Origin of the sequence: Micromonospora sp. C95, from assembly GCF_018070465.1 — a bacterium.
Taxonomy (GTDB): Bacteria; Actinomycetota; Actinomycetes; order Mycobacteriales; family Micromonosporaceae; genus Micromonospora.
Window position 1 is genome coordinate 20,814 of the sequence record NZ_JAGPXT010000015.1, and the last position, 22,239, is coordinate 43,052.

The 22,239-nt window shown below is 70.6% G+C and carries 23 protein-coding genes and 2 pseudogenes; 17 read left to right on the forward strand and 8 right to left on the reverse strand.

The window, feature by feature from the left end:
• Both KBX00_RS17945 and KBX00_RS17950 read left to right on the forward strand, forming a co-directional pair.
• Positions 1–2,867 (forward strand): HAMP domain-containing protein (locus tag KBX00_RS17945; protein WP_210828446.1); only part of this gene is annotated, 2,867 nt, incomplete at its 5' end.
• A complete protein-coding gene (locus tag KBX00_RS17950) occupies positions 2,864–3,424 on the forward strand; it encodes a two-component system response regulator (RefSeq protein WP_210828447.1) in 561 nt (186 codons plus the stop codon). The genes KBX00_RS17945 and KBX00_RS17950, both read left to right, overlap by 4 nt.
• Positions 3,425–3,578: 154 nt before the next feature.
• On the opposite strand, the gene KBX00_RS17955 is transcribed toward KBX00_RS17950, so the two are convergent.
• A complete protein-coding gene (locus KBX00_RS17955) occupies positions 3,579–3,914 on the reverse strand; it encodes an STAS domain-containing protein (protein ID WP_210828448.1) in 336 nt (111 codons plus the stop codon).
• 139 nt (positions 3,915–4,053) lie between these two features.
• Between KBX00_RS17955 and hemL the strand changes: the two genes are divergently transcribed.
• The 8 genes and pseudogenes from hemL to KBX00_RS17990 all read left to right on the forward strand — a co-directional run bounded on the left by hemL (position 4,054) and on the right by KBX00_RS17990 (position 11,845).
• Complete coding sequence (gene hemL, locus KBX00_RS17960) at positions 4,054–5,391, forward strand: glutamate-1-semialdehyde 2,1-aminomutase (protein ID WP_210828449.1); 1,338 nt, start codon at positions 4,054–4,056, stop codon at positions 5,389–5,391.
• Positions 5,392–5,455: 64 nt separating this feature from the next.
• Positions 5,456–6,103, forward strand: a complete 648-nt coding sequence (locus tag KBX00_RS17965; RefSeq protein WP_210828452.1) for a histidine phosphatase family protein — start codon at positions 5,456–5,458, stop codon at positions 6,101–6,103.
• A gap of 55 nt (positions 6,104–6,158) precedes the next feature.
• Entirely contained in the window at positions 6,159–6,680 is a 522-nt protein-coding gene (locus KBX00_RS17970; protein WP_301548171.1) for a TlpA disulfide reductase family protein, read from the forward strand.
• On the forward strand, positions 6,680–7,516 hold the full coding sequence (locus KBX00_RS17975; RefSeq protein WP_210828456.1) for a cytochrome c biogenesis CcdA family protein: 837 nt from the start codon (positions 6,680–6,682) through the stop codon (positions 7,514–7,516). The genes KBX00_RS17970 and KBX00_RS17975 overlap by 1 nt, the downstream gene beginning before the upstream one ends.
• Positions 7,516–9,162: a cytochrome c biogenesis protein ResB gene (locus tag KBX00_RS17980; RefSeq protein WP_210828458.1), complete on the forward strand. Its 1,647-nt coding sequence runs from the start codon at positions 7,516–7,518 to the stop codon at positions 9,160–9,162. The genes KBX00_RS17975 and KBX00_RS17980 overlap by 1 nt, the downstream gene beginning before the upstream one ends.
• A pseudogene (locus KBX00_RS29860) lies at positions 9,162–9,420 on the forward strand (c-type cytochrome biogenesis protein CcsB); the annotation flags it as partial. The gene KBX00_RS17980 and the pseudogene KBX00_RS29860, both read left to right, overlap by 1 nt.
• Positions 9,421–9,509: 89 nt before the next feature.
• Positions 9,510–10,283, forward strand: a pseudogene (ccsB, locus tag KBX00_RS17985) (c-type cytochrome biogenesis protein CcsB); the annotation flags it as partial.
• Between the two features lie 80 nt (positions 10,284–10,363).
• Positions 10,364–11,845 (forward strand): ATP-binding protein, encoded by a 1,482-nt coding sequence (locus KBX00_RS17990; protein WP_307868826.1) that lies wholly within the window; start codon positions 10,364–10,366, stop codon positions 11,843–11,845.
• A gap of 77 nt (positions 11,846–11,922) precedes the next feature.
• Here KBX00_RS17990 and KBX00_RS17995 read toward each other — a convergent pair whose 3' ends face one another.
• From KBX00_RS17995 to KBX00_RS18005, 3 genes are all read right to left on the reverse strand, one after another.
• Positions 11,923–12,138, reverse strand: a complete 216-nt coding sequence (locus KBX00_RS17995; RefSeq protein WP_210828462.1) for a hypothetical protein — start codon at positions 12,136–12,138, stop codon at positions 11,923–11,925.
• Positions 12,139–12,274: 136 nt separating this feature from the next.
• Positions 12,275–12,910 (reverse strand): deoxyribonuclease V, encoded by a 636-nt coding sequence (gene nfi, locus KBX00_RS18000; protein ID WP_307868849.1) that lies wholly within the window; start codon positions 12,908–12,910, stop codon positions 12,275–12,277.
• Between the two features lie 158 nt (positions 12,911–13,068).
• Entirely contained in the window at positions 13,069–13,341 is a 273-nt protein-coding gene (locus KBX00_RS18005) for a hypothetical protein (RefSeq protein ID WP_210828466.1), read from the reverse strand.
• Positions 13,342–13,677: 336 nt separating this feature from the next.
• On the opposite strand from KBX00_RS18005, the gene KBX00_RS18010 reads away from it, so the two are divergent.
• Together KBX00_RS18010 and KBX00_RS18015 are read left to right on the forward strand one after the other, a co-directional pair.
• Entirely contained in the window at positions 13,678–14,469 is a 792-nt protein-coding gene (locus KBX00_RS18010) for a helix-turn-helix domain-containing protein (protein ID WP_374225316.1), read from the forward strand.
• A complete protein-coding gene (locus tag KBX00_RS18015) occupies positions 14,457–14,651 on the forward strand; it encodes a DUF397 domain-containing protein (protein WP_210828469.1) in 195 nt (64 codons plus the stop codon). Before KBX00_RS18010 ends, KBX00_RS18015 begins: the two co-directional genes overlap by 13 nt.
• Here KBX00_RS18015 and KBX00_RS18020 read toward each other — a convergent pair.
• A complete protein-coding gene (locus tag KBX00_RS18020) occupies positions 14,641–15,117 on the reverse strand; it encodes a MarR family winged helix-turn-helix transcriptional regulator (protein WP_210828475.1) in 477 nt (158 codons plus the stop codon). The two genes, KBX00_RS18015 and KBX00_RS18020, sit on opposite strands and share 11 nt — an antisense overlap.
• Before the next feature lie 63 nt (positions 15,118–15,180).
• Here KBX00_RS18020 and KBX00_RS18025 point away from each other — a divergent pair, with 63 nt between their 5' ends.
• Positions 15,181–15,741 carry a carboxymuconolactone decarboxylase family protein gene (locus KBX00_RS18025; protein ID WP_210828478.1) on the forward strand — a complete coding sequence of 187 codons (561 nt, stop codon included), beginning with the start codon at positions 15,181–15,183 and terminating at the stop codon, positions 15,739–15,741.
• A 7-nt stretch (positions 15,742–15,748) separates the two neighbouring features.
• Here KBX00_RS18025 and KBX00_RS18030 read toward each other — a convergent pair whose 3' ends face one another.
• Positions 15,749–16,636, reverse strand: a complete 888-nt coding sequence (locus KBX00_RS18030) for a transglutaminase-like domain-containing protein (RefSeq protein WP_210828483.1) — start codon at positions 16,634–16,636, stop codon at positions 15,749–15,751.
• A 261-nt stretch (positions 16,637–16,897) separates the two neighbouring features.
• Here KBX00_RS18030 and KBX00_RS18035 point away from each other — a divergent pair, with 261 nt between their 5' ends.
• Both KBX00_RS18035 and mqnP read left to right on the forward strand, forming a co-directional pair.
• Positions 16,898–18,358, forward strand: coding sequence for a menaquinone biosynthesis decarboxylase (locus KBX00_RS18035; protein WP_210828485.1), 1,461 nt, complete (start codon positions 16,898–16,900; stop codon positions 18,356–18,358).
• Positions 18,358–19,338, forward strand: coding sequence for a menaquinone biosynthesis prenyltransferase MqnP (mqnP, locus tag KBX00_RS18040; RefSeq protein ID WP_210828488.1), 981 nt, complete (start codon positions 18,358–18,360; stop codon positions 19,336–19,338). Before KBX00_RS18035 ends, mqnP begins: the two co-directional genes overlap by 1 nt.
• Before the next feature lie 70 nt (positions 19,339–19,408).
• Here mqnP and KBX00_RS18045 read toward each other — a convergent pair whose 3' ends face one another.
• Positions 19,409–20,419: a terpene synthase gene (locus KBX00_RS18045; protein ID WP_307868831.1), complete on the reverse strand. Its 1,011-nt coding sequence runs from the start codon at positions 20,417–20,419 to the stop codon at positions 19,409–19,411.
• Positions 20,420–20,579: 160 nt separating this feature from the next.
• Here KBX00_RS18045 and KBX00_RS18050 point away from each other — a divergent pair, with 160 nt between their 5' ends.
• A complete protein-coding gene (locus KBX00_RS18050; RefSeq protein WP_210828495.1) occupies positions 20,580–21,209 on the forward strand; it encodes a UbiX family flavin prenyltransferase in 630 nt (209 codons plus the stop codon).
• A 27-nt stretch (positions 21,210–21,236) separates the two neighbouring features.
• On the opposite strand, the gene KBX00_RS18055 is transcribed toward KBX00_RS18050, so the two are convergent.
• A complete protein-coding gene (locus KBX00_RS18055; protein ID WP_210828501.1) occupies positions 21,237–21,506 on the reverse strand; it encodes a BldC family transcriptional regulator in 270 nt (89 codons plus the stop codon).
• A 268-nt stretch (positions 21,507–21,774) separates the two neighbouring features.
• Here KBX00_RS18055 and KBX00_RS18060 point away from each other — a divergent pair, with 268 nt between their 5' ends.
• The gene (locus KBX00_RS18060) at positions 21,775–22,233 is read left to right on the forward strand and encodes an Lrp/AsnC family transcriptional regulator (RefSeq protein WP_210828504.1); all 459 of its coding nucleotides are present in this window, start codon (positions 21,775–21,777) and stop codon (positions 22,231–22,233) included.
• Positions 22,234–22,239: the final 6 nt, after the last annotated feature.

Genomic DNA, 22,239 nt, shown 5'->3' on the forward strand with positions numbered 1-22,239 from the left:
AGAAGATCACGGTGGATGCCCGGGGCGAGATCCTGGAGCTGAAGTCGACGGTGAACACGATGGTGGACCAGTTGTCGTCGTTCGCCGACGAGGTGACCCGGGTGGCCCGTGAGGTGGGTACCGAGGGGAACCTCGGCGGTCAGGCGCAGGTCAAGGGTGTCTCCGGTACGTGGCGGGATCTGACCGACAACGTGAACTCGATGGCGTCGAACCTGACCGCCCAGGTGCGGAACATCGCCCAGGTCTCCACCGCGGTGGCGCGCGGTGACCTGTCGCAGAAGATCACGGTGGATGCCCGGGGCGAGATCCTGGAGTTGAAGTCGACGGTGAACACGATGGTGGACCAGTTGTCGTCGTTCGCCGACGAGGTGACCCGGGTGGCCCGTGAGGTGGGTACCGAGGGCAAGTTGGGCGGCCAGGCGCAGGTACGCGGCGTCGCCGGCACCTGGCGGGATCTGACCGACAACGTGAACTCGATGGCGTCGAACCTGACCAGCCAGGTGCGGAACATCGCCTCGGTCACCACCGCGGTGGCCAACGGTGACCTGTCGCAGAAGATCACAGTCGACGCGCAGGGTGAGATCCTGGAGCTGAAGAACACCGTCAACACGATGGTGGACCAGTTGTCGTCGTTCGCGGACGAGGTGACGCGGGTGGCCCGTGAAGTGGGCACCGAGGGCAAGCTGGGCGGTCAGGCGCAGGTCAAGGGGGTCTCCGGGACCTGGCGTGACCTCACCGAGAACGTCAACCAGCTCGCCTCGACGCTCACCACCCAGCTGCGGGCGATCGCCCGGGTCTCGACCTCGGTGACCCGGGGCGACCTGACCCAGCGGATCGCGGTGAAGGCCCAGGGCGAGGTCGCCGAGCTGAAGGACAACATCAACCAGATGATCGTCACCCTGCGGGAGACGACCCACAAGAACGCCGAGCAGGGGTGGCTCGACTCCAACCTGGCCCGTATCGGCGGGCTGCTGCAGGGCCAGCGTGATCTCGGCGAGGTCTGCCGAATGATCATGCAGGAGGTCACCCCGCTCGTCGACGCGCAGCTTGGTGCCTTCTTCCTGGTGGACAACTCCGAGGGAGTCATGCGGCTGCGACTGACCGCCTCCTACGGTTACGTGTCCCGGGGACACGACGTGACCTTCGGGCCGGGCGAGGGGCTGGTCGGCCAGGCCGCGCTGTCCCGGCGCACCATCCGGGTCGGCGCCGTACCGGACGGGCGGATCACGCTGCGGTCCGGGCTGGCCGACACCCCTCCGGCGGACCTGGTCATCCTGCCGGTCCTCTTCGAGGGCGAACTACTCGGCGTGATCGAGTTCGCCACCGTCACACCCTTCTCCGAGCTGCACCTGTCGTTCCTGGAGCGGCTGGTCTCCACCATCGGCATCGCGGTCAACACCATTCAGGCGAACCGGCGTACGGAGGAACTGCTCGCCCAGTCGCAGCGGCTGGCGCACGAGTTGCAGGAGCAGTCGGCGGAGTTGCAGCGGACCAACGCCGAACTGGAGGACAAGGCCAAGCTGCTGTCGGAGCAGAAGGCGAACATCGAGACCCAGAACCGGGAGATCGAGCTGGCCCGGCTGGGCCTGGAGGACAAGGCCCAGCAGCTCACCCGGGCCTCGGCGTACAAGTCGGAGTTCCTGGCGAACATGAGTCACGAGCTGCGTACACCGCTGAACTCGCTGCTGCTGCTGGCCCGGCTGCTGATGGAGAACTCCGAGCAGAACCTCACGCCGAAGCAGATCGAGTTCGCCCGCACGATCCACGGCTCCGGCTCGGACCTGCTGCGCCTGATCGACGACATCCTGGACCTGTCCAAGATCGAGGCGGGACGGATGGACGTCGAGCCGACCGAGGTCCGGTTCACCGAGATCTGCAACTACGTCGAGCAGGCGTTCGCCCCGCAGGCCGAGGAGAAGGGCCTGGACTTCCAGGTACGCACCGGCAAGGATCTGCCGGCGGCCGTGGTGACCGACGCGCAGCGGCTTCAGCAGGTGCTGCGCAACCTGCTGTCGAACGCGGTGAAGTTCACCGACAACGGTGCGGTGACCCTGCGCATCTCCCGGGCGCCGGAGCACGCGGTGTTCGACGTGCCGGCGCTGACGAATGCCCGGCAGGTGATCGCCTTCACGGTGATCGACACCGGCATCGGGATCTCCGACGACAAGCTGTCGCTGATCTTCGAGGCGTTCCAGCAGGCGGACGGGACCACCAGCCGCCGGTACGGCGGTACCGGGCTGGGCCTGTCGATCAGCCGCGATCTGGCCCGGCTGATCGGGGGCACGATCACGGTCGCCTCGGCACCCGGTCAGGGCTCCACGTTCACGCTGTACCTGCCCGACGTGCTGGCGCCGGACGCGGTGGTGGCACCCGCACCACCGTCACCGCAGCGGGCGGGGCTGCCGTCGTCGCTGTTGATGCCGCCGATGGAGTTGCTGTCCGAGAAGCCCGAAGCGCCGAAGACCCGTCAGCTGGACGGTGCCACCGTGCTGATCGTCGACGACGACGTGCGCAACGTCTTCGCGTTGACCAGCGCGCTCGAACTCCACGGCATGACCGTGCTGTACGCCGACAACGGCGCCGACGGGGTCCGCCTGTTGGCCGAACACCCGGAGGTCGATATCGTCCTGATGGATGCGATGATGCCCGATCAGGACGGATACGAGACAACCCGGCAGATCAGGCGTAACCACCGGTTCGCGGACCTACCGATCGTGTTCCTGACGGCGAAGGCGATGCCGGGCGACCGGGAGTCGGCGATCGCGGCCGGAGCCAGCGACTACATCACCAAGCCGGTCGACCTGGACCAGCTGATCGAGCTGATGGGCACCTGGATCAGTGGCAGCCGTACCGAGGAGGGCTCGTGACGCAGGTGGCGAAGGCGCTGCTGGTCGATGACCGTCGGGAGAACCTGATGGCCCTGGAGGCGATCCTCCAGGGGCTGCCGGTGCAGTCGGTCGCGGTGGAGAGCGGTGAGGCGGCTCTCAAGCAGTTGCTGGTGGACGACTTCGCGGTGATCCTGCTGGACGCCCAGATGCCGGACATGGACGGTTTCGAGACGGCGAGCCACATCAAGCGGCGGGAGCGTACCCGGCACGTCCCGATCATCTTCCTGACCGCTGCCGACCGGGACGCTCAACTGGCCCTGCGCGGCTACGCGGCCGGTGCGGTGGACTACCTCACCAAGCCGTTCGACCCCTGGGTGCTGCGGGCCAAGGTCTCCGTCTTCGTCGAGCTGTGGACCAAGACCCGCCAACTGGCCGCGCAGTCCGAGATGGTCCGCGAGCGCGACGCCCAGTGGCGGTTGCTCACCGACGCCGTCGACGAGGCCACCACCCTGCTCCGCAACGCCGACGACCACGAGTCCCACTCCCGCGCCGTAGCCCTCCTGGAACAAGCCCGCTGGGGCACCACCCCCGACTAACCCCCTACCCGCCCCGCCCCCGCCTCCTGCCCCCCCCCCCGCGATCTTGCAGTTCTTGTCCCGACGAAAGGTGCAATCCGGGGCATTTGGGCGACCGAAAGTGCAAGATCGCGGCGGCCGGGGGGCGGGCGTGGGGGTGGGGGCGTGGGGTGGGTTAGGGGGTGGGGGTGTCGTTGCGGATCATCAGGGCGCTGCGTAGGCCGGTGATGTCCAGGACGCGGAGCAGGAACTCGCCGACGTTCGTCAGGACGAGCAGGCTCTGCGCGTGGCTGGCCTTGCGGCTGAGGACGACCAGGGTGCCCAGGCCCTGCGAATCGCAGAACGTCACGCCGTCGAGATCGAGGACGATCCGGGGCGGGGGCTCGGTGAGCACCTCGTTGACGACGGTCGACAGTTGGGCGGCCGTTTGCATGTCGATCTCACCGGCCAGGCGCAGCACTGCTTCGTCGCCCGTTCGGTGTACAGCGATGGACAGTTCGGCACGATCCACCGGGTCAGCCTATCGCGATCTCCGTCGCCCGGCCTGTCGAGGCGTGCCGTCCCCCCGCAGCGTGCCGGGGGTGACTCCGGTAACCCCAAGCCGGGGCGGCTGCCGATCCGCCGCCGGGCGCTGACACAATGGCGGCATCGTGACCGAGGTGTTTACCGCCGGATCCGACCGCTACCCGGTCGACGCGCCGGCCTCAGCGGCCCTGTTCGACCGCGCCTGCGCCATCGTGCCGGGCGGGGTGAACTCACCTGTGCGTGCCTTCCGGGCGGTCGGCGGCACCCCACGCTTCATGGTCCGAGGTGAGGGCCCGTGGCTCCATGACGCGGACGGTCGCCGCTACGTCGACCTGGTCTGCTCCTGGGGGCCGTTGATCCTGGGCCACGCCCACCCCGAGGTGGTCGCGGCCGTGCAGGCCGCCGCCGCCCACGGCACCAGTTTCGGTACGCCCACCCCCGGCGAGGTCGAGCTGGCTGACGAGATCGTCGCGCGGACCCCGGTCGAGCAGGTCCGGCTGGTCAACTCGGGCACCGAGGCGACCATGTCGGCGATCCGGCTGGCCCGTGGATACACCGGCCGATCGAAGATCATCAAGTTCGCCGGCTGCTACCACGGGCACGTCGACGCACTGCTGGCCGCCGCCGGCTCCGGCGTGGCCACCCTCGGCCTGCCCGACTCGCCGGGAGTCACCGGCGCGGCGGCCAGCGAGACGATCGTGCTGCCCTACAACGACGTGACCGCCGTCGAGGCCGCCTTCGCCGCCGAAGGTCAGCACATCGCCGCGGTGATCACCGAGGCGGCACCGGGCAACATGGGCGTGGTCGCCCCGCGCGACGGGTTCAACGCGCAGCTGGCCCGGATCGCGCACGCGCACGGCGCACTGCTGATCGTCGACGAGGTGATGACCGGGTTCCGGGTCGCCCGCGCCGGCTGGCACGGCCTCGACCCGGTCGAGGCGGACCTGTGGACGTACGGCAAGGTCATGGGTGGTGGCCTGCCCGCCGCGGCGTTCGGCGGGCGCGCGGAGATCATGTCGCGACTGGCGCCCGCCGGTCCCGTCTACCAGGCCGGCACCCTCTCCGGGAACCCGCTCGCCTGCGCGGCCGGGCTGACCACGCTGCGGCTCGCCGACGACGCGCTCTACCGCCGGCTGGACGACACCGCCGCGACGGTGGGCAGGCTCGCCACCGAAGCGTTGGCCGCCGCCGGGGTTCCGCACCGACTGTCGTACGCCGGCAACATGTTCTCGATCTTCTTCACCGACGCCGACGTGGTCGACTACGACACTGCCCGCACCCAGCAGGTACCGGCGTTCAAGGCGTTCTTCCACGCGATGCTCGCCGCCGGGGTCTACCTGCCGCCGAGCGCGTTCGAGTCCTGGTTCGTCTCGGCGGCGATCGACGATGCCGCCCTGGAACAGATCGCCGACGCGCTGCCGACGGCGGCCAACGCGGCGGCAGCGGCAGGTCACGGGGGGTAGCGGTGAGCGCGAGGAGTGAGCCGGGTTTGCGAGCCCCGCAGTCGCGAACAAGGGGGACGCAGCAATGAGCGCGACGGTGGTCCACGTGCTTCGGCACGGCGAGGTGTACAACCCGGACGGCATTCTGTACGGCCGCCTGCCCGGTTTCCGCCTCAGCGAACTGGGCGTCCAGATGGCCAAGGCCGCCGCGCAGGGGCTCGCCGAACGTGAGGTCGTGCACGTGGCGGCCAGCCCGCTGGAACGCGCCCAGCAGACCGCAGAGCCGATCGCCGCCCAGTTTCGGCTGCCGGTCGGGGTGGACGAGCGGCTGATCGAGAGCGCCAACTGGTTCGAGGGCAAGAAGGTCTCGCCCGGCGACGGCTCGTTCCGCGACCCGCGCAACTGGTGGGTGCTGCGGGACCCGGTCACCCCGTCCTGGGGCGAGGCGTACCGGGCCATCGCAGAGCGGATGTTCGCCGCACTGCACGCCGCCCGGATCGCCGCCGAGGGGCGGGAGGCCGTCCTGGTCTCGCACCAGCTGCCGATCTGGACGCTGCGCCGCTACGTGGAGCGCAAGCGGCTGTGGCACGACCCACGTCGCCGGCAGTGCGCACTGGCCTCGCTCACCACCTTCCACTTCGACGGCGCCAAGATCGTCGGCATCGGCTACTCCGAGCCGGCCGCGCACCTGGTGGCGATGTCGCCGACCGCGCGGACGGCCAAGGGGGCCTGAGGTGGGCGTCCGGAGGCTGGCTGCCGGCCTGCTCGCCGCCGCGACCACCGCGGCGCTGCTGAGCGGATGTACCGGCGACGCCCGGGGGTCCGACTGTGACAGTGCCGGCGGCATCGTCGAGTGCGCCCCGGAGCAGCGCTCCGCCGCCCCGAAGATCGCCGGTGAGCTGCTTGCCGGCGGGTCCTACGACGTGGCCGACCAGCGGGGCAAGGTCGTGGTGGTCAACTTCTGGGGCTCCTGGTGCGCGCCGTGCCGGGCCGAGGCCGACGACCTGGAGAACACCTACCAGGCGACGAAGGACTCCGGGGTGACCTTCCTCGGCATCAACGTGCAGGACAGCCGGGACAAGGCGATCGCCTTCGAGGAGGGCCGGGTCAGCTACCCGAGCATCTTCGACCCGGGCAGCCGGCTCGCCCTCGACATGGACATCCCGCCGAACACCATCCCGGCCACCGTCGTGCTGGATCGGGAGGGTCGCATCGCCACGGTGATCCGGGCGGCGGTCCGGCAGGAGGGGCTGCAACCAATCGTCGAGCGGATCGCCGCCGAGGCACCCGCGCCGGCCGGTAAGCGCTGATGGGCGGGACCTTCGGCCAGCTCGCCGAGTCCGGCCCGCTGCTGCTGGCGTTGGGCGCGGCGGCCCTGGCCGGTCTGGTCAGCTTCCTGTCGCCGTGTGTGTTGCCGCTGATGCCCGGCTACCTGTCGTACGTCACCGGGCTGGCCGGCGCGGACCTCGAAGGCCGGCGTGAATCGCCCGCGGCGAGCGAGTCGGCGGGCGGTGGTGGCGTCGGCACGGCCGTGCGGCCGGACACCCGGGTCGTCCCGGCGGTGAAGGGGCGGGTGCTGGCCGGGACGTTGCTGTTCATCGCCGGCTTCACTGTCGTGTTCACCGCCACCGCGGTCCTGTTCAGCGGCGTCGGTCGGGTCTTCTTCGACCACGAGCGGACGCTGGAGATCATCGTCGGTGGGCTCATCGTCGTGCTCGGCCTGGGCTACCTCGGTGCGCTGCCGGGATTTCAGCGGGAGTTCCGGATCAACCGGCTACCGGCCGCCGGCCTGCTCGGCGCGCCCGTGCTGGGTGCCGTGTTCGCGCTGAGCTGGGTGCCCTGCACCGGGCCCACGCTGGCCGCGGTGCTCGGCATGGCCACCACCAGCGGGCAGACCGACCGGGCGGTGGTGCTGGCGGTGGCGTACTGCCTCGGGCTGGGCCTGCCGTTCGTCGTCTTCGGGCTGGGCTTCAACCGCCTGCTGGGGGTCTTCCGCGCGGTGCGTCGGCACAGCCGTTGGGTCACCCGGATCGGCGGGGCGTTGCTGATTCTGATCGGGCTGGCGCTGGTCACCGGGGGCTGGACCAACGTGGTGATCTGGTTGCAGACCACCGTCGGGGTGGGCAACTTCGAGGTGGGCATCTGATGACCGCCGTGGACGACCGGCCCGCCACCCCGGCCGAGGCGCCCCGCCGCCGCCCCAACCCGCTGCTCGCCCTGCTGCGCAACTCGTGGCGGCAGCTGACCAGCATGCGTACCGCGCTGGTGCTGCTCTTTCTGCTCGCCATCGCGGCGATCCCCGGCTCGGTGCTGCCCCAGCGCGGGGTCAACCCGGAGGACGTACGCGACTTCTACACCGCCAACCCCGACCTGGCCCCGGTGCTGGACCGGATCGGCGCCTTCGAGGCGTTCAGCTCGGTCTGGTTCTCGGCGATCTACCTGCTGCTGTTCACCTCGCTGATCGGGTGCATCACGCCCCGGCTGCGGGACCACGTCCGCGCGCTGCGGGCCCGGCCGCCGGCCGTACCGAAACGCTTGGAGCGGTTGCCGCAGCACGCGGTGGTGCCCGCGCCCGAGGGCGGCGCGGCGGCGGTCGCCGAGACGCTGCGGCGACGGCGGTGGCGGGTCGCGGTACACGGCGACGAGGTCTCCGCCGAGAAGGGTTACCTCAAGGAGACCGGCAACCTGATCTTCCACAGCTCGATGGTGCTGGTGCTGGTCGGTGTCGCGCTCGGTTCCTGGTACGGCTGGCACGGCAACCGGCTGCTGGTCGCCGGTGCCGACCAGGTCTTCTGCAACACCCGCCAGCAGTACGCCGAGGCGCGGCTCGGCCCGCGCGTCGGCGACAACCTGCCCCGGTTCTGCATGCAGCTCGACGAGTTCGACGCCCGCTTCCTGGAAACCGGTCAGCCCGCGTTCTACAACGCGAAGGTGACCGTCGACGAGGACGGGGGTGCGCCACGCGCGGAGGAGTTCTCGGTCAACTCGCCGCTGCGTCTCGACGGCGCGAACGTCTACCTGCTCGGGCACGGGTACGCCCCGGTGATCCGCTACACCGACCGGTTCGGCCGGAGCCAGACTAGTGCCGTGCCGTTCCTCAGCACCGGTGACATCGGGCTGACCAGCGAAGGGTTGGCCGCTTTCCCAGACGCCAACGTCGATCCGGAGACCGGCGAGCGGAATCCAGACCTCCAGATGGCCTTCGACGGCCTGTACCTGCCGACCGCCCCGCAGGATCCTCCGTTTGACCGCTCCGAGTATCCGACCGAGCGGAACCCGTTGCTCGGTCTGATCGCCTACCGGGGCAACCTGGGGCTGGACGGCGGCATCCCCGGCTCGGTCTACCAGCTCGACCAGCGGCAGGTGCGCAACGGTCGGCTCACCGAGATCGGAGCCAGGGAGCTGCGGACCGGTGAGAGCTGGACGCTGGACGACGGCACGACTGTCGAGTTCCTGGGTACCCGCCCGTTCATCACGCTTTCCGTACGCCACGACCCGGGTATGACCCTGCTGCTGGTCAGCTCCATCGGGCTGGTGCTGGGGCTGATGGGTTCGCTGTTCGTCAGGCGTCGACGGGTGTTCGTCCGGCTGCTGCCGACTGCTCCGGGTGACCCCGACGGTGGATCTCCGACAGGCGGTAGTAGTTTGGTCGAGGTGGCTGGTCTGCCGCGTACCGAGCATCCCGGATTCGCCGCCGAGTTCGCCCAACTGGTCGCCGCGATCGGTGGCCGATCCGGTGACGCCGGCACCGACCCGGACGCGCCGGCTCGGGCGCGGGAAGGAGCCGAGTGATGTCCGCACTCTCCGACCAGCTGGTGTCGATCGCCACGCTGGTGTACCTGCTGGCGATGATCAGCCACGCCGTCGAGTACGCCCTCGGCAACTCGCGTGCCAGGGCGGTCGCGGCACCGTCCCGCGAGCTGGTCGGTGCGGCGGTGGGCGCGGTCTCGACCGGGGCGGTGGACGGCCCTGCTGTGGAGGGTGGCGCTGCGGGTGGTCGCGGTTCCGCCGGTGACCAGGCCGCCGGCTCGCTCGCGGTCGGTCGCACGTTGGCTGGCGGCTCGGTGGCGGCCGGTGACACCTTGGCGGCTGACCGCACGAGCGGTGGCGCTGTGGTGAACACGTCGCCGCCGGGTCGAGCCGAGCGCACCGCGCGGCGGGCGGAGCTGGGCGGCCGGATCGCGGTCGGGCTGACCGCCGTGGCCGCCGCACTGCACCTGGCGGCCCTGGTCACCCGCGGTCTGGCCGCCGACCGGATGCCGTGGGGCAACATGTACGAGTTCGTGCTCACGGTCTCGTTCATCGGGGTCGCCGCCTGGCTGACCGTGCTGGTGAAGTGGCCGTTCCTGCGCCGCCTCGGGTTGTTCCTGACGCTGGTGATGGTGCTGCTGGTGGCCACCGCCGAGCTGGTGCTCTACACCCCGATCGTGCCGCTGGTGCCGGCGCTCAACTCGTACTGGTTCGTCGTGCACGTCTCGACGATCGTCTTCGCGTCCGGTCTGTTCCTGCTGGGCGTGGTGCCGGCGGCGGCGTACCTGATGCGGGCCGGGTACGAGAACGGCAAGCGCAGCTTCCCGTACACCCTGGCGAAGCGGCTGCCGGCGGCGGCCGGGCTGGAACGGCTCACCTTCGTGTTGCACGCCTTCTCGTTCCCGATCTTCACCTTCGCGGTGATCGCCGGGGCGATCTGGGCCGAGGCGGCCTGGGGTCGCCCGTGGGGCTGGGACCCGAAGGAGACCTGGGCGTTCATCTCCTGGGTGGTGTACGCGGGCTACCTGCACGCCCGCGCCACACCGAGCGTGCGCCGGAACACGGCCACCTGGCTGGCCATCCTCGGCTTCCTGACCGTGCTGATGAACCTCTTCGGCGTGAACATCTTCTTCGAGGGCCTGCACTCCTACGGCGGCCTCTGAATCGCGCGGGCCAGCTGACCCGCAAGACGTATAACTACACTTATAATAACTGTGGTTATACATCTTGCTTGGTGGTCGCCGTGAACTTGATCAAGCCTCCGGAAATCTTCGACCGGGACGTCGAGTGGGCCGAGTTGGCCCGGTTCGCCACCGATGAACGGCTCGGCGCCACCCTGGGCGTGGTCAGTGGTCGCCGTCGGCAAGGCAAGACCCTGCTGTTGTACGAGTTGGCGCGTGCGACAGGAGGCTTCTACTTCGGGGCTACCGAGGCGACGTCGACCGACTCGCTTCGGCGGCTCGGGGAGGCGCTTGGCCGGTACACGGACAGCCCGGGTCCGGTGCACCTGTCGGACTGGTCGAGTGCGGTCGACGCGCTGTTGGCCCTGGGTCGGTCTCGGCCGGTCCCGGTGGTGATCGACGAGTTCCCCTACCTGGCTCGGGCGAGTCGCGACCTGCCGTCGGTGATCCAGCATGCGTTCACGCCGGGCCGACCTGAGCGGACCGGCTCCCGCGCACGCCTTCTGCTGTGTGGCTCTGCGCTGTCCTTCATGGGTGGTCTGTTGGCCGGTTCCGCCCCGTTGCGGGGGCGCGCCGGGCTCGAACTGCCCGTCGCTCCCCTCGACTATCGGGCGGCCGCGGCCTTCTGGGAGATCACCGATCCGTTGCTCGCGGCCAAGGTGTTCGCCATTGTGGGCGGCACACCGGCCTATCGCCGGGAGTATGTCCAGGACGACGCACCGGAAGGGTCGGACGACTTCGACGACTGGGTGGTTCGCGCCGTACTGAACCCCGCCCGCCCGCTCTTCCGCGAGGCGCGGTATCTCCTCGCTGAGGATCCGGATCTGCGGGACTCGGCGCTCTATCACTCCGTCCTCGCTGCGGTGGCCGAGGGAAACGGCACGCGAGGCGGGATTGCCGGCTTCATCGGGCGTAAGAGCACCGACCTGCATCACCCGCTCACGGTGCTGGAGGATGCCGGTCTTCTGGTTCGGGAGCCGGACCCGCTGCGCAGAGGCCGTAGCCGCTACCGCATCAACGAGCCACTTATCATTTTCTATCAGGCGGTCATGCGGCCGGCCTGGACGGCCTTGGAGCAGCGGCGAGGTCCGGAGGTCTGGCGACGTTCCCAGCGGAGGTACGCCAGCGCGGTGCTCGGCCCGTCGTTTGAGGAGATCGTCCGGCAGTGGGCGCTGCGTTTCGCCGCTCCCGAGACGCTCGGCGGCATCGCCGCCGAGGCGAGTTCCGCCGTCCTCACCGATCCGGTTGGCCGGACAAGTCTGGAACTGGACCTCGTCGCGCTCGGCGAGCCGCCGCTGAGCGACGGGCCTCGCCCGCTGCTGGCCGTCGGCGAGGTGAAGTGGGGGCGGGTGTTGGGCACGGCTGATCTGGACCGGCTGGCCCGGGCGCGGGACCTGCTCGTCGCCCGTCCCGGTCTGGACGCCCGGGACACTCGATTGCTGCTGGCCAGCGGTACGGGGTTCACCGAGGACCTGTTGGCGGCAAGCCGACACCGGTCCGACGTGATCCTCGTCGACCCCACGCGCCTCTACACCGCCGACTGACCCGCGACCTGGAATGGACGCCGGTACCGCGGCGACCAGCGCACCCATCACCGCCATACCGCCGGACGGTGTCGACGTCAGTTCCGTCGTGGGGCCGAGAGCGGCCGGTGCCGCCGCAGCGTCTCGCTGACCCGCAGGGTGACCTGGTAGGCGACCTCCGGCACATCGGCCAGCTCGATCCGCTCGGACCGCAGCGCGAGCTGTGCGTGCAACTCACGGGCGACAGCATCGCGCAACTCGACCTGTAGCGGCGACAGCCCGTCCGGCTGGCCGACGACGTACGCATCCGACATGCCGCAATGCTGCCGTCGCCCGGCGTCCCGGTCCACGGTCGGTGAGATTCCCCAAATCCGTCGAGATCTTGGACAGTTCCCGTTCTTCGCTAACGGGAACTGTCCAAGAATCATTCGACATCTAGAGCGCTGACGGTCAGCGGAGGGCTTCGCGGGAGAGGAAATCGGCGCGGCGGATCACTTCCGGCAGGCGGTAGCGGCGGCTCAGGTCGAGCGTGATCGTGGTCGCCTGGTCGAGGCTGGTGCGGTGGCCGACCGAGACGAACACCGGCTTGACGTCGGTCTGCGTACGCAGCACCCGACCCAGCACCTCGTCGCCGTCGCGCAGTGCTGACCAGTCGCCCCGCCGGGTGCCCGGCTCGTCGTACGCACCGACGAAGGGCGTCTTCGCCACCCCGAAGGTGGGCAGCCCGGTCAGCACGCCCAGGTGGCAGGCGAGCCCGAACCGCCGGGGATGGGCGATGCCGTACCCGTCGCAGACCACCACCTCGGGGCGACGGCCGAGTCGGCCCAGCGCCGTCAACAGGATCGGCACCTCCCGGAAGGCCAGCAGCCCCGGCACGTACGGGAAGCTCACCGTGCCCGGTACCACGGCCGATTCCACCTCGGCGCCGGTGGCCAGGTCGATGACCACGGCGGCGGCGACGATCCGCGGCGAATCCTTGTGGTACGACACGTCCACGCCCGCGACCAGCCTAGGCGCGGCGTCCAGACAGTCGTCCAGGTCGAGGCGTTGCCGCAACTGCTGCTGGATCCGCTCCGCCTCCGCCACGGAAACCGGCCAGCTGGCCGCCGCACCCCGGCCCTCGGAGGTGACCGACACGCCCGGCTTATCGACCACTGCCGGTTCGTCGGTGGAGTGGAGCCGGTCGGCAGGGACGGTCGTCATGAGGTGCGAGCGTACGACCAAACGCGGGACAGCGGCGGCGGTCAGTCGGTGGGCTGTGGGCGGGGGGCTCGTGGGGCGGCCCAGCCGAGGAAGCGGTCGTGCAGTGCGGCGGGTTTCGGCGCGTCGTGCGGGTTGAGGCGGTACAGATCCTCGACCGCGTCGTACAGCATCCCGGCGAGGTAGATCGACAGGGCCACGTGACTGTCCCGGTACTCGGTGAGCAGGGCGAGCCGGGCGGTGGCGCAGGGCCACGGCGCCGCGCAGGCCCGACAAAGCCACAGCGGCCGGAGCGGTACGTGGAACCGCGCTGTCATCTGCGTACCCCCTCTGCTGGCCCGGTTCGGGCTGGCCCGGCGGTCCTGCCCGGCCGGTGTCCCGCCGATCGTCTGGTCGCCGGAACCGGCCGACGGTCGTGACCTGGGTGCTCTCACCGTGGCGGGGCTGGAGGCGGGGCCGTCCGTCGCCGACGTGCCGGACGGCCCCGCTTCGGTTGCGCCCGTCCTTTTCGGGTCGGATCCGGGCGGTTCCGATGGGGACAGTCTGGCCAGCCGGCGACTACGCTCGGAAGGTAATCGATCGCCCTGTGTGCCTGGCGTGGCCGCCGGTGAGGGCGGTGAGAAACGCGGGCGTCCTGGTGAGGAGTGGTGCGGGTGGACGAGCGGTCACGGGTGCTGATCGAGGAGCTGCGGCACATGCGGGCGGCGCGCAGGGTGACGCAGGAGGACCTGGCTCGGGCGATCAACTATTCGCCGTCCACGGTGGCCATGGTGGAGACCGAGGCGCGCAAGCCGCCGCCCGACTTCTGGGAGCGGGCGGACGCGGCGCTCGACACCGGCGGCGCGTTCGTCCGGATGCTGGCCCGGCTCGGGTCGCCGCAGTGGATGCGCGAGTGGGAGGCCAACGAGCGGCAGGCCACCGTGCTGCGGTCGTTCGAGCACACGGTGGTGCCGGGGCTGCTGCAAACCTCGGCGTACGCCCGCGCGCTGTTCCGCAGCGTCGGGCTCTATGACGACGCGGAGGTGGAGCGGCGGGTGGAGGCGCGACTGGCCCGGCAGGCGGTGCTCACCGGCGAGCGACCGCCGCAGCTCGTCACGGTGCTGGACGAGCACGTGCTGCGCCGGCCGGTGGGCGGGCCGGTGGTGATGCGTGAGCAACTGCGGCGGCTGGTCAAGCTGGCCACCGAGCACGCCCGGGTACGGCTGCACGTGGTGCCCGCCTCGGTCGGCGCGTATCCGGGTGTCGCCGGGGCCTTCGTGCTGGCTACCCTTCCGAGTGGGGAGGATGTGGCCTATCTGGACGATCAGCTCAAGGGCCAGGTGATCGACCACACCGAGGACGTGCTGGCGATCCGGGCCTCTTGGGAGGCGATCCAGGGCGAGGCGTTGCCGCCCCGGCAGTCGATCGAGTTGTTGACGGAGGTGGCGGAGTCATGGCGGAGCTGACCGACGCCCGGTGGCGCACCAGCACCCGGAGCAGCACCAACGGCGGCAACTGCGTCGAGGTGGCCGACAACCTGCCCGGCCTGGTCGCGGTCCGGGACAGCAAGGACCGCGACGGCGCGGTGCTGACCTTCGGCCCGGCGGCCTGGCGGGCGTTCGTGGCGGTGCTCCCGGTCAGCCGCTGAACCAGCCGGGGATGTCGAGGCGGAACCAGTTGGCCGGGGTGACGGCCCGCAGGTCGTCCTCGATGGACGCGACGCGGTCCGCGCCGAGCGTCTCCGTCCAGCGCTGCCGCAGCTCGTCGAAGACGACGGCCGACCGGCGCAGCCCGTCGAGCCCGCGCGGGGTCAGTCGGACCAGCTTGCGGCGGGCGTCGCGGCTGTCGTCGGCGCGTTCCAGGTAGCCGAGGGCGACCAGCCGGTCGACGGTCTTGCCGGCGGCCTGCTTGGAGACGCCCAGCCGGTTGCCCAACTCGGAGGCGGTGGTGCCGTCGGCGCCGACGGCCTGGAGCACGAAGCCGTGCAGCGGGCGCAGCTCCGCGTGGCCCTGCCGGGCCAGCTCGGCGTGCAGGTCGTCGATGAGCGTCCGGAAGCCGGCAAGCAGCAGCAGCGGCAGTACGAAGCCGGGTCGCTGCGGTTCAGGTGTTGGCAATTTCGACAACCTGGTTTACGGTTTGGTCAACCATGTTGACCAAACTACGGCAAGGGTGTTGCCATGTCCACGCACGTCTTCACCACCCACACCATCGACACCGCGCCGGAGGCCGCCCGGGCCACCATGACCGGCGTACACCGCAAGATCGGCTACCTGCCCGGTGCGGTCGGCCTGATGGCCGAGTCCCCCGAACTGCTCAAGGGCTTCCTGACCGCCAACGCCAGCTTCGAGAGTTGCGGACTGGACCCGATCCAGCGGGAGGTCGTGGTGCTCACGGTCGCCGGCCGCAACGAATGCCACCTCTGCGTCGCCATGCACACCGCCACCCTCGTCCGGCACGGCGCCGCCGCCGAGCTGATCGACGCGCTGCGCGCCGGCACCGACCTGCCCGACGAGCGGCTTGAGGCGTTGCGCCGCTTCACCCTGGCCGTGCTCGACCACCGGGGTGCGGTGCCCGACGAGAAGCTCTCCGCCTTCCTGGTCGCCGGCTACCGGCCCCGGCACGCCCTGGACGTGGTGCTCGGCGTCGGTACCTACACCCTCTCCACCTTCGCCAACCGACTCACCCGGGCACCGATCGACCCGCCCCTGGCCGCGTACGCCTGGCAGCCGGCCGCCTGACCGGCCGTCAGACAGGTTCGTCGCGGTCGCGCACGTCGTTGCGGACGGTGGCGGGGACGTTCAGCCGCTCGTCGGCGTACAGCAGGCGCAGCTCATCCGCGTGCGCGTCGGGCTCGCGGGTGAGCCGGGCCAGCTCGTCGAAGAGCGCCATCCGCTCATCGTCGAGTTTCTCCTCCGGAGCGGGCATCGCGCCCCAGGAGTCCCACGGCAGCAGCTCCACCCCGTGCAGCGCGGCAGCGTCGCGCATCAGGTTGCCGGCGATCCACCACCAGCCGCCCTCGTCGGTCAAGCTGAGTCCGAAGACGTCCGGGTCCGCGTGACCGGCCCGGCAGCGGGCCCACGCCTCACCGGCGACCAGGAACCGGTCCCGGGGCACGTCTGTGGTGTCGAAGTCGATGCTGAACAGCTCACGCTGGCGCGCGTCGAGCTGGGCGTCGACCATGATCCAGCGGAGTTGCTCGGGGCTCCAGTACTCCGCGACCCAGTGGTCCTCGTACCGGCCGTCGATGAAGTAGTCGCCGAACCCACACCGGGCCCGGGCCGGCACGCCCCGGGCTCGCAGCGCCGTGACCAGCAGCAGCGAGTAGTGCCGGCAGTTGCCCGCCACCCGCTGATCGGGGATGCGGGGGACGATCAGCGGCTGGTCATCCGGCCCACCCGCGATGCGGGCGAGGATCTCGTCGGCGGGCCGCAGGTGCACGGTCTGCCGGCCGGCGTCGGTCAACGTGACCCCGTACGCACCGGCGACGTGCTCGTGGATCAACAACCCCTGGATCGTCCGGGCGATCTCGGCCGGGTCGGACGGCACCGCTTCGAGAAGCGAGGCGAACGGCCCGGCGGAGGTCAGCCGGCCTGGCCGCGCGAAGCGGGAGACATTCGTCCGATCCTGGTTCATCTGTCACTCCTCCGCAGATCGGCGGCTGGCGGGCCGCGAGCGCCGCTGAGCTGGGCGCTGTCGCGCAGGCGCAAGCATTTCAGGATTCGCCCGATGGTGGTGTCCCGTGACGATCCGTACGCGCTCTCAGCTCGACAGGGCCGGACCCCCCGTACCCAGGCCCAGCCCCGTCGTCGGGCGGTGGCGGGGGTGGGACGCGCCACAGGGGCGTACGGCCACCCGGCGTGGGCAGGACCAGAGAGCGTAGGACAGACTTGCGGCATGGCGGCTCGTGGCTTCCCGTACACCGATCTCAAGGATTTTCTCGCGGCGCTGGAGCGCGCGGGCGAACTGCGGCGCGTCAGCGTCCCGGTCGACCCGACGCTGGAGATCAGCGAGATCGTCACCCGGACGGTGCGGGCCGACGGGCCGGCGCTGCTGTTCGAGCAGCCCACCCGGGGCGAGATGCCGCTGGCGATCAACCTGTTCGGCACCGAGAAGCGCACCGCGATGGCGCTCGGCGTCGAGTCGCTCGACGAGATCGGCGACCGGATCGGCGAGATGCTCAAGCCGGAGCTGCCGGTGGGCTTCTCCGGCATGATGGGCGGCCTCGGCAAGGTCATGCAGCTCAAGTCGATGCCGCCGAAGAAGGTCAGGACCGCCCCCTGCCAGCAGGTGGTCTACCGGGGTGACGACGTCGACCTCAACCGGCTGCCCGGGCTCCAGGTGTGGCCGGGTGACGGCGGGATCTTCCACAACTTCGGGCTGACCCACACCAAGCACCCGGAGACCGGCAAGCGGAACCTGGGCCTCTACCGGCTCCAGCAGCACAGCCACAACACCCTCGGCATGCACTGGCAGATCCACAAGAACTCCACCGCGCACCACGCCGTCGCCGAGCGGCTCGGCCAGCGGCTGCCGGTCGCCATCGCCATCGGCTGCGACCCGGTGGTCAGCTACGCCTCCAGCGCGCCGTTGCCGGCCGACATCGACGAGTACCTGTTCGCCGGCTTCCTGCGCGGCGAACGGGTGGAGATGGTCGACTGCCTGACCGTGCCGTTGCAGGTGCCGGCGCACGCGCAGGTGGTGCTGGAGGGCTACCTGGAGCCGGGTGAGCGGCTGCCGGAGGGTCCGTTCGGCGACCACACCGGCTTCTACACGCCGGTCGAGCCGTTCCCGGTGCTGCACGTCGAGGCGATGACCATGCAGCGCGACCCGGTCTACCACTCGATCGTCACCTCGAAGCCGCCGCAGGAGGACCACGGTCTGGGCAAGGCCACCGAGCGGATCTTCGCGCCGCTGCTTCGGTTCCTGATCCCGGACATCGTCGACTACGACCTGCCGGCGGCTGGCGTCTTCCACAACTGCGCGATCGTGTCGATCCGTAAGCGCTACCCGAAGCACGCCCAGAAGGTGATGAACGCGATCTGGGGCGCACACATGATGTCGCTGACCAAGCTGATCGTGATCGTCGACGAGGACTGCGACGTGCACGACTACCGCGAGGTCGCCTTCCGCGCGTTCGGCAACGTCGACTACGCCCGGGACCTGCTGCTCACCGAGGGCCCGGTGGACCACCTGGATCACTCGTCGTACCAGCAGTTCTGGGGTGGCAAGGCCGGCATCGACGCCACCCGCAAGCTCCCCGAGGAGGGCTACCACCGGGGCTGGCCGGAGGAAATGACCATGGCCCCCGAGGTCGCCTCCCTCGTCGACAAGCGCTGGAAGGAATACGGCATCTGATGCCCACCGCCGACCCCGCCGACCCCCGCGATCTTGCACTTTCGGTCGCCGATTCGTCCGCTTCGCCCAGCTCTGTCCCGACGAAAAGTGCAAGATCGCGGGGGCGGGTGGGGGCGTTTCTGAGGCTCGTGGCGATCGAGCACTCGGTGTTCGCGTTGCCGTTCGCGTATCTGGCGGCGTTGGTGGCGATGTCGGTCAACGGGGGGCGGGTGCGGTGGGGGGACCTGCTGCTGATCACGGTGGCGATGGTGGGGGCACGGACGTTCGCGATGGCGGCGAACCGGATCCTGGACCGCCGGATCGACGCGCGGAATCCGCGTACCGCGAACCGGGAACTGGTGACCGGGGCGGTGAGCCTGCGGACGGCCTGGACCGGCGCGGGCGCCGCCTTGGTGGTCTTCCTCGCCTCCGCCGCTCTGCTCAACCCGCTCTGCCTGGCGCTCGCGCCGCTGGCCGTGGTGCCGCTGGTGGTCTACCCGTACGGCAAGCGGTTCACCAACTGGCCGCACGCCATCCTGGCCGCCGCCCAGATGGTCGGCCCGGTCGGCGCCTGGCTCGCGGTGACCGGCACCTTCGCCGGCTCCGGACCGGCCTGGCTGCTCGGTGCCGCCGTCGGCCTGTGGATCGGTGGGTTCGATCTGATCTACGCCTGCCAGGACGCCGAGGTCGACCGGGAGATCGGCGTGCACAGCGTGCCGGCCCGCTACGGGCTGCGCTTCGCCCTGCACGCCTCCACCGTCGCGCACGTGGTCACCTTCGCGCTGTTCGGCTGGTTCGGCGTGCTTGTCGGTTTCGGCTGGCTCTGGTGGATCGGCCTGGCCCTCACCGCGGTCGCCTTCGGCTACCAGCACCTGGTGGTCACGCCGACCGACCTGAGCCGGGTCAACCGGGCGTTCTTCACCGCCAACGGCTTCGTCGGCATCGCGCTGTTCGCCTTCGCCCTGCTCGACCTGGTGGTCCGGCTCGGCCTACGGGCCTGATCGGCCGGCTCGGCCTGCGGGCGTGATAGGCCGGCCCGGCCTGCGGGCCGGACCAGCCGGCCGGGTCGGCCTACGGGCCTGGCGACGTGCCGCCCGACACGGCGTAGCGGGCGCTCTCCATGGTCCAGTCGAGGGTGCCGCGAACGGCCCGGGCCACCCCGTCGAGGTGGGCGGTGACGGCCGGGTCCAACGCCGGACCGAACGAGGGCATCGTGGCGCGCAGGCTGACGAAGCGGTGCATCGACTCGTGCCAGCGCTGCGCCGCCAGCTCGACGGCGGCGGGTACCGGCACGCGATGTGCCGTGGCCAGCGCCAGCACCAGGTTGTGCCCGCCGGAGGTGGCCGCGTCCCGGTCCAGCGAGGCGATGTCGTTGTACCAGGAGAGTAGGTCGTTACCGACGTCGCGGAGCTGGCCCAGCCGGGGGTGGTGGTAGACCGGCTCGGGCAACGGCCGGCCGGTGACGAACTCCACGAGCGGGTACGACACGTACGCCGCCGACGTCGCCCGGCGCAACTCGACGTACTCCTCGACGCCTGGCGCGTGCCCGGTCGCCTTGTTGACCGCCTCCTGCCAGGTGCCGTCGAGGTGATGGGCCACCGCGTCGGCGAAGCGCAACCGCCAGCGGGCCGGCATCCGGCGTTGCGGCTCCCGCCAGGCACCGACCAGCAGCCGGCGCAGCGGACCGGCCAGACCCGGATGCCGCAACCGGGGACCGCCACGCAGCAGCGCAACCGCGCCGTCGCGCAGGGCCTGGATCTCGTCCAGGCCGACCCGCTCGGGTCCGTCGCAGGCGTCGTCGACCAGGAAGAACCAGGTGAACAGCGCGGTCAGGGTGCGTAGGTCGGCCTCGGTGGCATCGGGGTAGAGCCGGCCTGCGTAGCGGGCGAAGCCGGCCAGTCCCAGCCGTTCCCGCGTCGCCGCGTCCAACGGCAGCCCGGAGACCAGCCACTCCTGCACGTCGTCGGCGTACGGGGAGAGCTGCGGCACGATCGGGCAGGCGGCACGCAGCGACGGCAGGATGTCGTGCGCGGAGCCGGCCGACGACGAGATGATCTCCACGTCCTTCCGGTCGGCCCCCACGGTGCTTTCGGTCCCCGGCAGCATGCCAGCTTGCGGTGGTCGCCGCAGACCCGCCGGGCATCGGTGGCGTAACGGCGCAGGCTGCGGCGATCATGGGCACCTCGGACACGCTTCCCGGGGTGCCCGACCAGCGCCCGTGGCGACCAGGCAGGCTGAGGGCATGCGCGAACCATGGGTGGTCGGGGTGTCCGGGGCGTCCGGCACGCCGTACGCGGCCGCAGTCGTACGCGGGTTGCTCGACGCCGGGGAGCCGGTGGACCTGATCGTCTCCCGGGCCGCCCGGCTGACCGTTCTCGACGAGACCGGACGGCCGTTCCGGGACGCGCACTGGGCCGAGGACCTGGCCGCCTGGCTGGGGCGGGACGTCGACCCGGCGGACCTGCGCCACTGGCCCGCCGGTGACCTTGCCGCCGGCCCGAGCAGCGGTTCCTACCCGGTACGCGGGATGGTGGTGGTGCCGGCCAGCACGGCGGCCTGCGCCGGCATCGCCATCGGCCTGTCCAAGGATCTGTTGCAGCGGGCCGCCGAGGTGAACCTCAAGGAACGGCGGCGGGTGGTCGTGGTGCCCCGGGAGACGCCGGTGACCCGGAGTCACCTGGAACACCTGATCGCGCTGCATGACGCCGGTGCGGTGGTGCTGCCGGCCAGTCCCGGCTTCTACGGTGCGGGTGCCGCCGCCACCGGAGCCCAGCTGGTGGATTTCGTGGCGGGCAAGGTGCTCGACGCCCTCGACGTGCCGCACACCCTGTTCAAGCGGTGGGCCGGAAAATTGAACGCGGACCGGACCTGATGGCCGGCCCGCGTCCCGACCCGCAATTCAGTACATGCCGGCGTTTGCCGGGCCGGCAGGGCCGGTCGAAGCGGTCGGGCCCGCATTACGCGGCCTACCCATATCATCCGCCTCGTCCAGCATGCCCTCCCCTTCAAGCAGGGCCCGCACCTCGGATTCCCGAAACCGGCGGTGCCCTCCTGGAGTCCGGATGCTCCCGATCCGGCCCGCCGCCGCCCATCGCGTCACGGTTTTCGGGTCCACCCGAAACAGTGCGGCGACTTCACCCGGTGTCAGCAGGCGATCTCCAGTGTCCACAGCCCCCTCCTCGCGTCGACGAAGCCCCCGGCTGAACACACTGCCCCCGGCCGGTGCGAGCCCAGAGCCGTCATGAGGGACGTATGGCAATTACAGCACCAGCGACCTGGCGTGTCCGCCAAACGCGAAAAACGCACTGAGTGGGAAGTTAGTAAATGGTACCGGCGTCACGCCCTCCGAACCCTGGGTATGCGAACTGTCACCCGCTGCCAGTCCAAACGGATACCGGAGTCCGGCTGTCCCGGCCCGCCGACTAGGGTCACAGTCCGTGGACGCCATCGACCTCAACCTCGTGGACCTGCTCCGCAGCAATGCCCGCCTGTCGTACGCCGAGCTGGCCCGCCAGGTCGGCCTGTCCGCTCCGGCGGTGCACGAGAGGGTCGGGAAGCTGGAGTCCGGGGGCGTCATCCGGGCGTACCGCGCCGAGGTCGAGCCGGAGACCATCGGGTTGGGCGTGACGGCCCTGATCGGCATAGTGGAGGACTCCGGGGCGGACACCGACGACGTGCTGGAGGCGTTCCGGGCCATGGCCGAGATCGAGTCCTGCTACTTCATGGCCGGTGTCGAGTCCTTCCTGCTCAAGGCCCGGGTGGGCACCATCGCCGAGCTGGAGCAGCTGATCGTACGGCTGAACCGGACACCCGGGGTCGCCTCCACCCGTACCGGCATCGCGTTGTCGACGAAGTGGGAGAACCGGCCGCAGCCGGTCGCTCCACCGGCGGGCTGAGCCGCA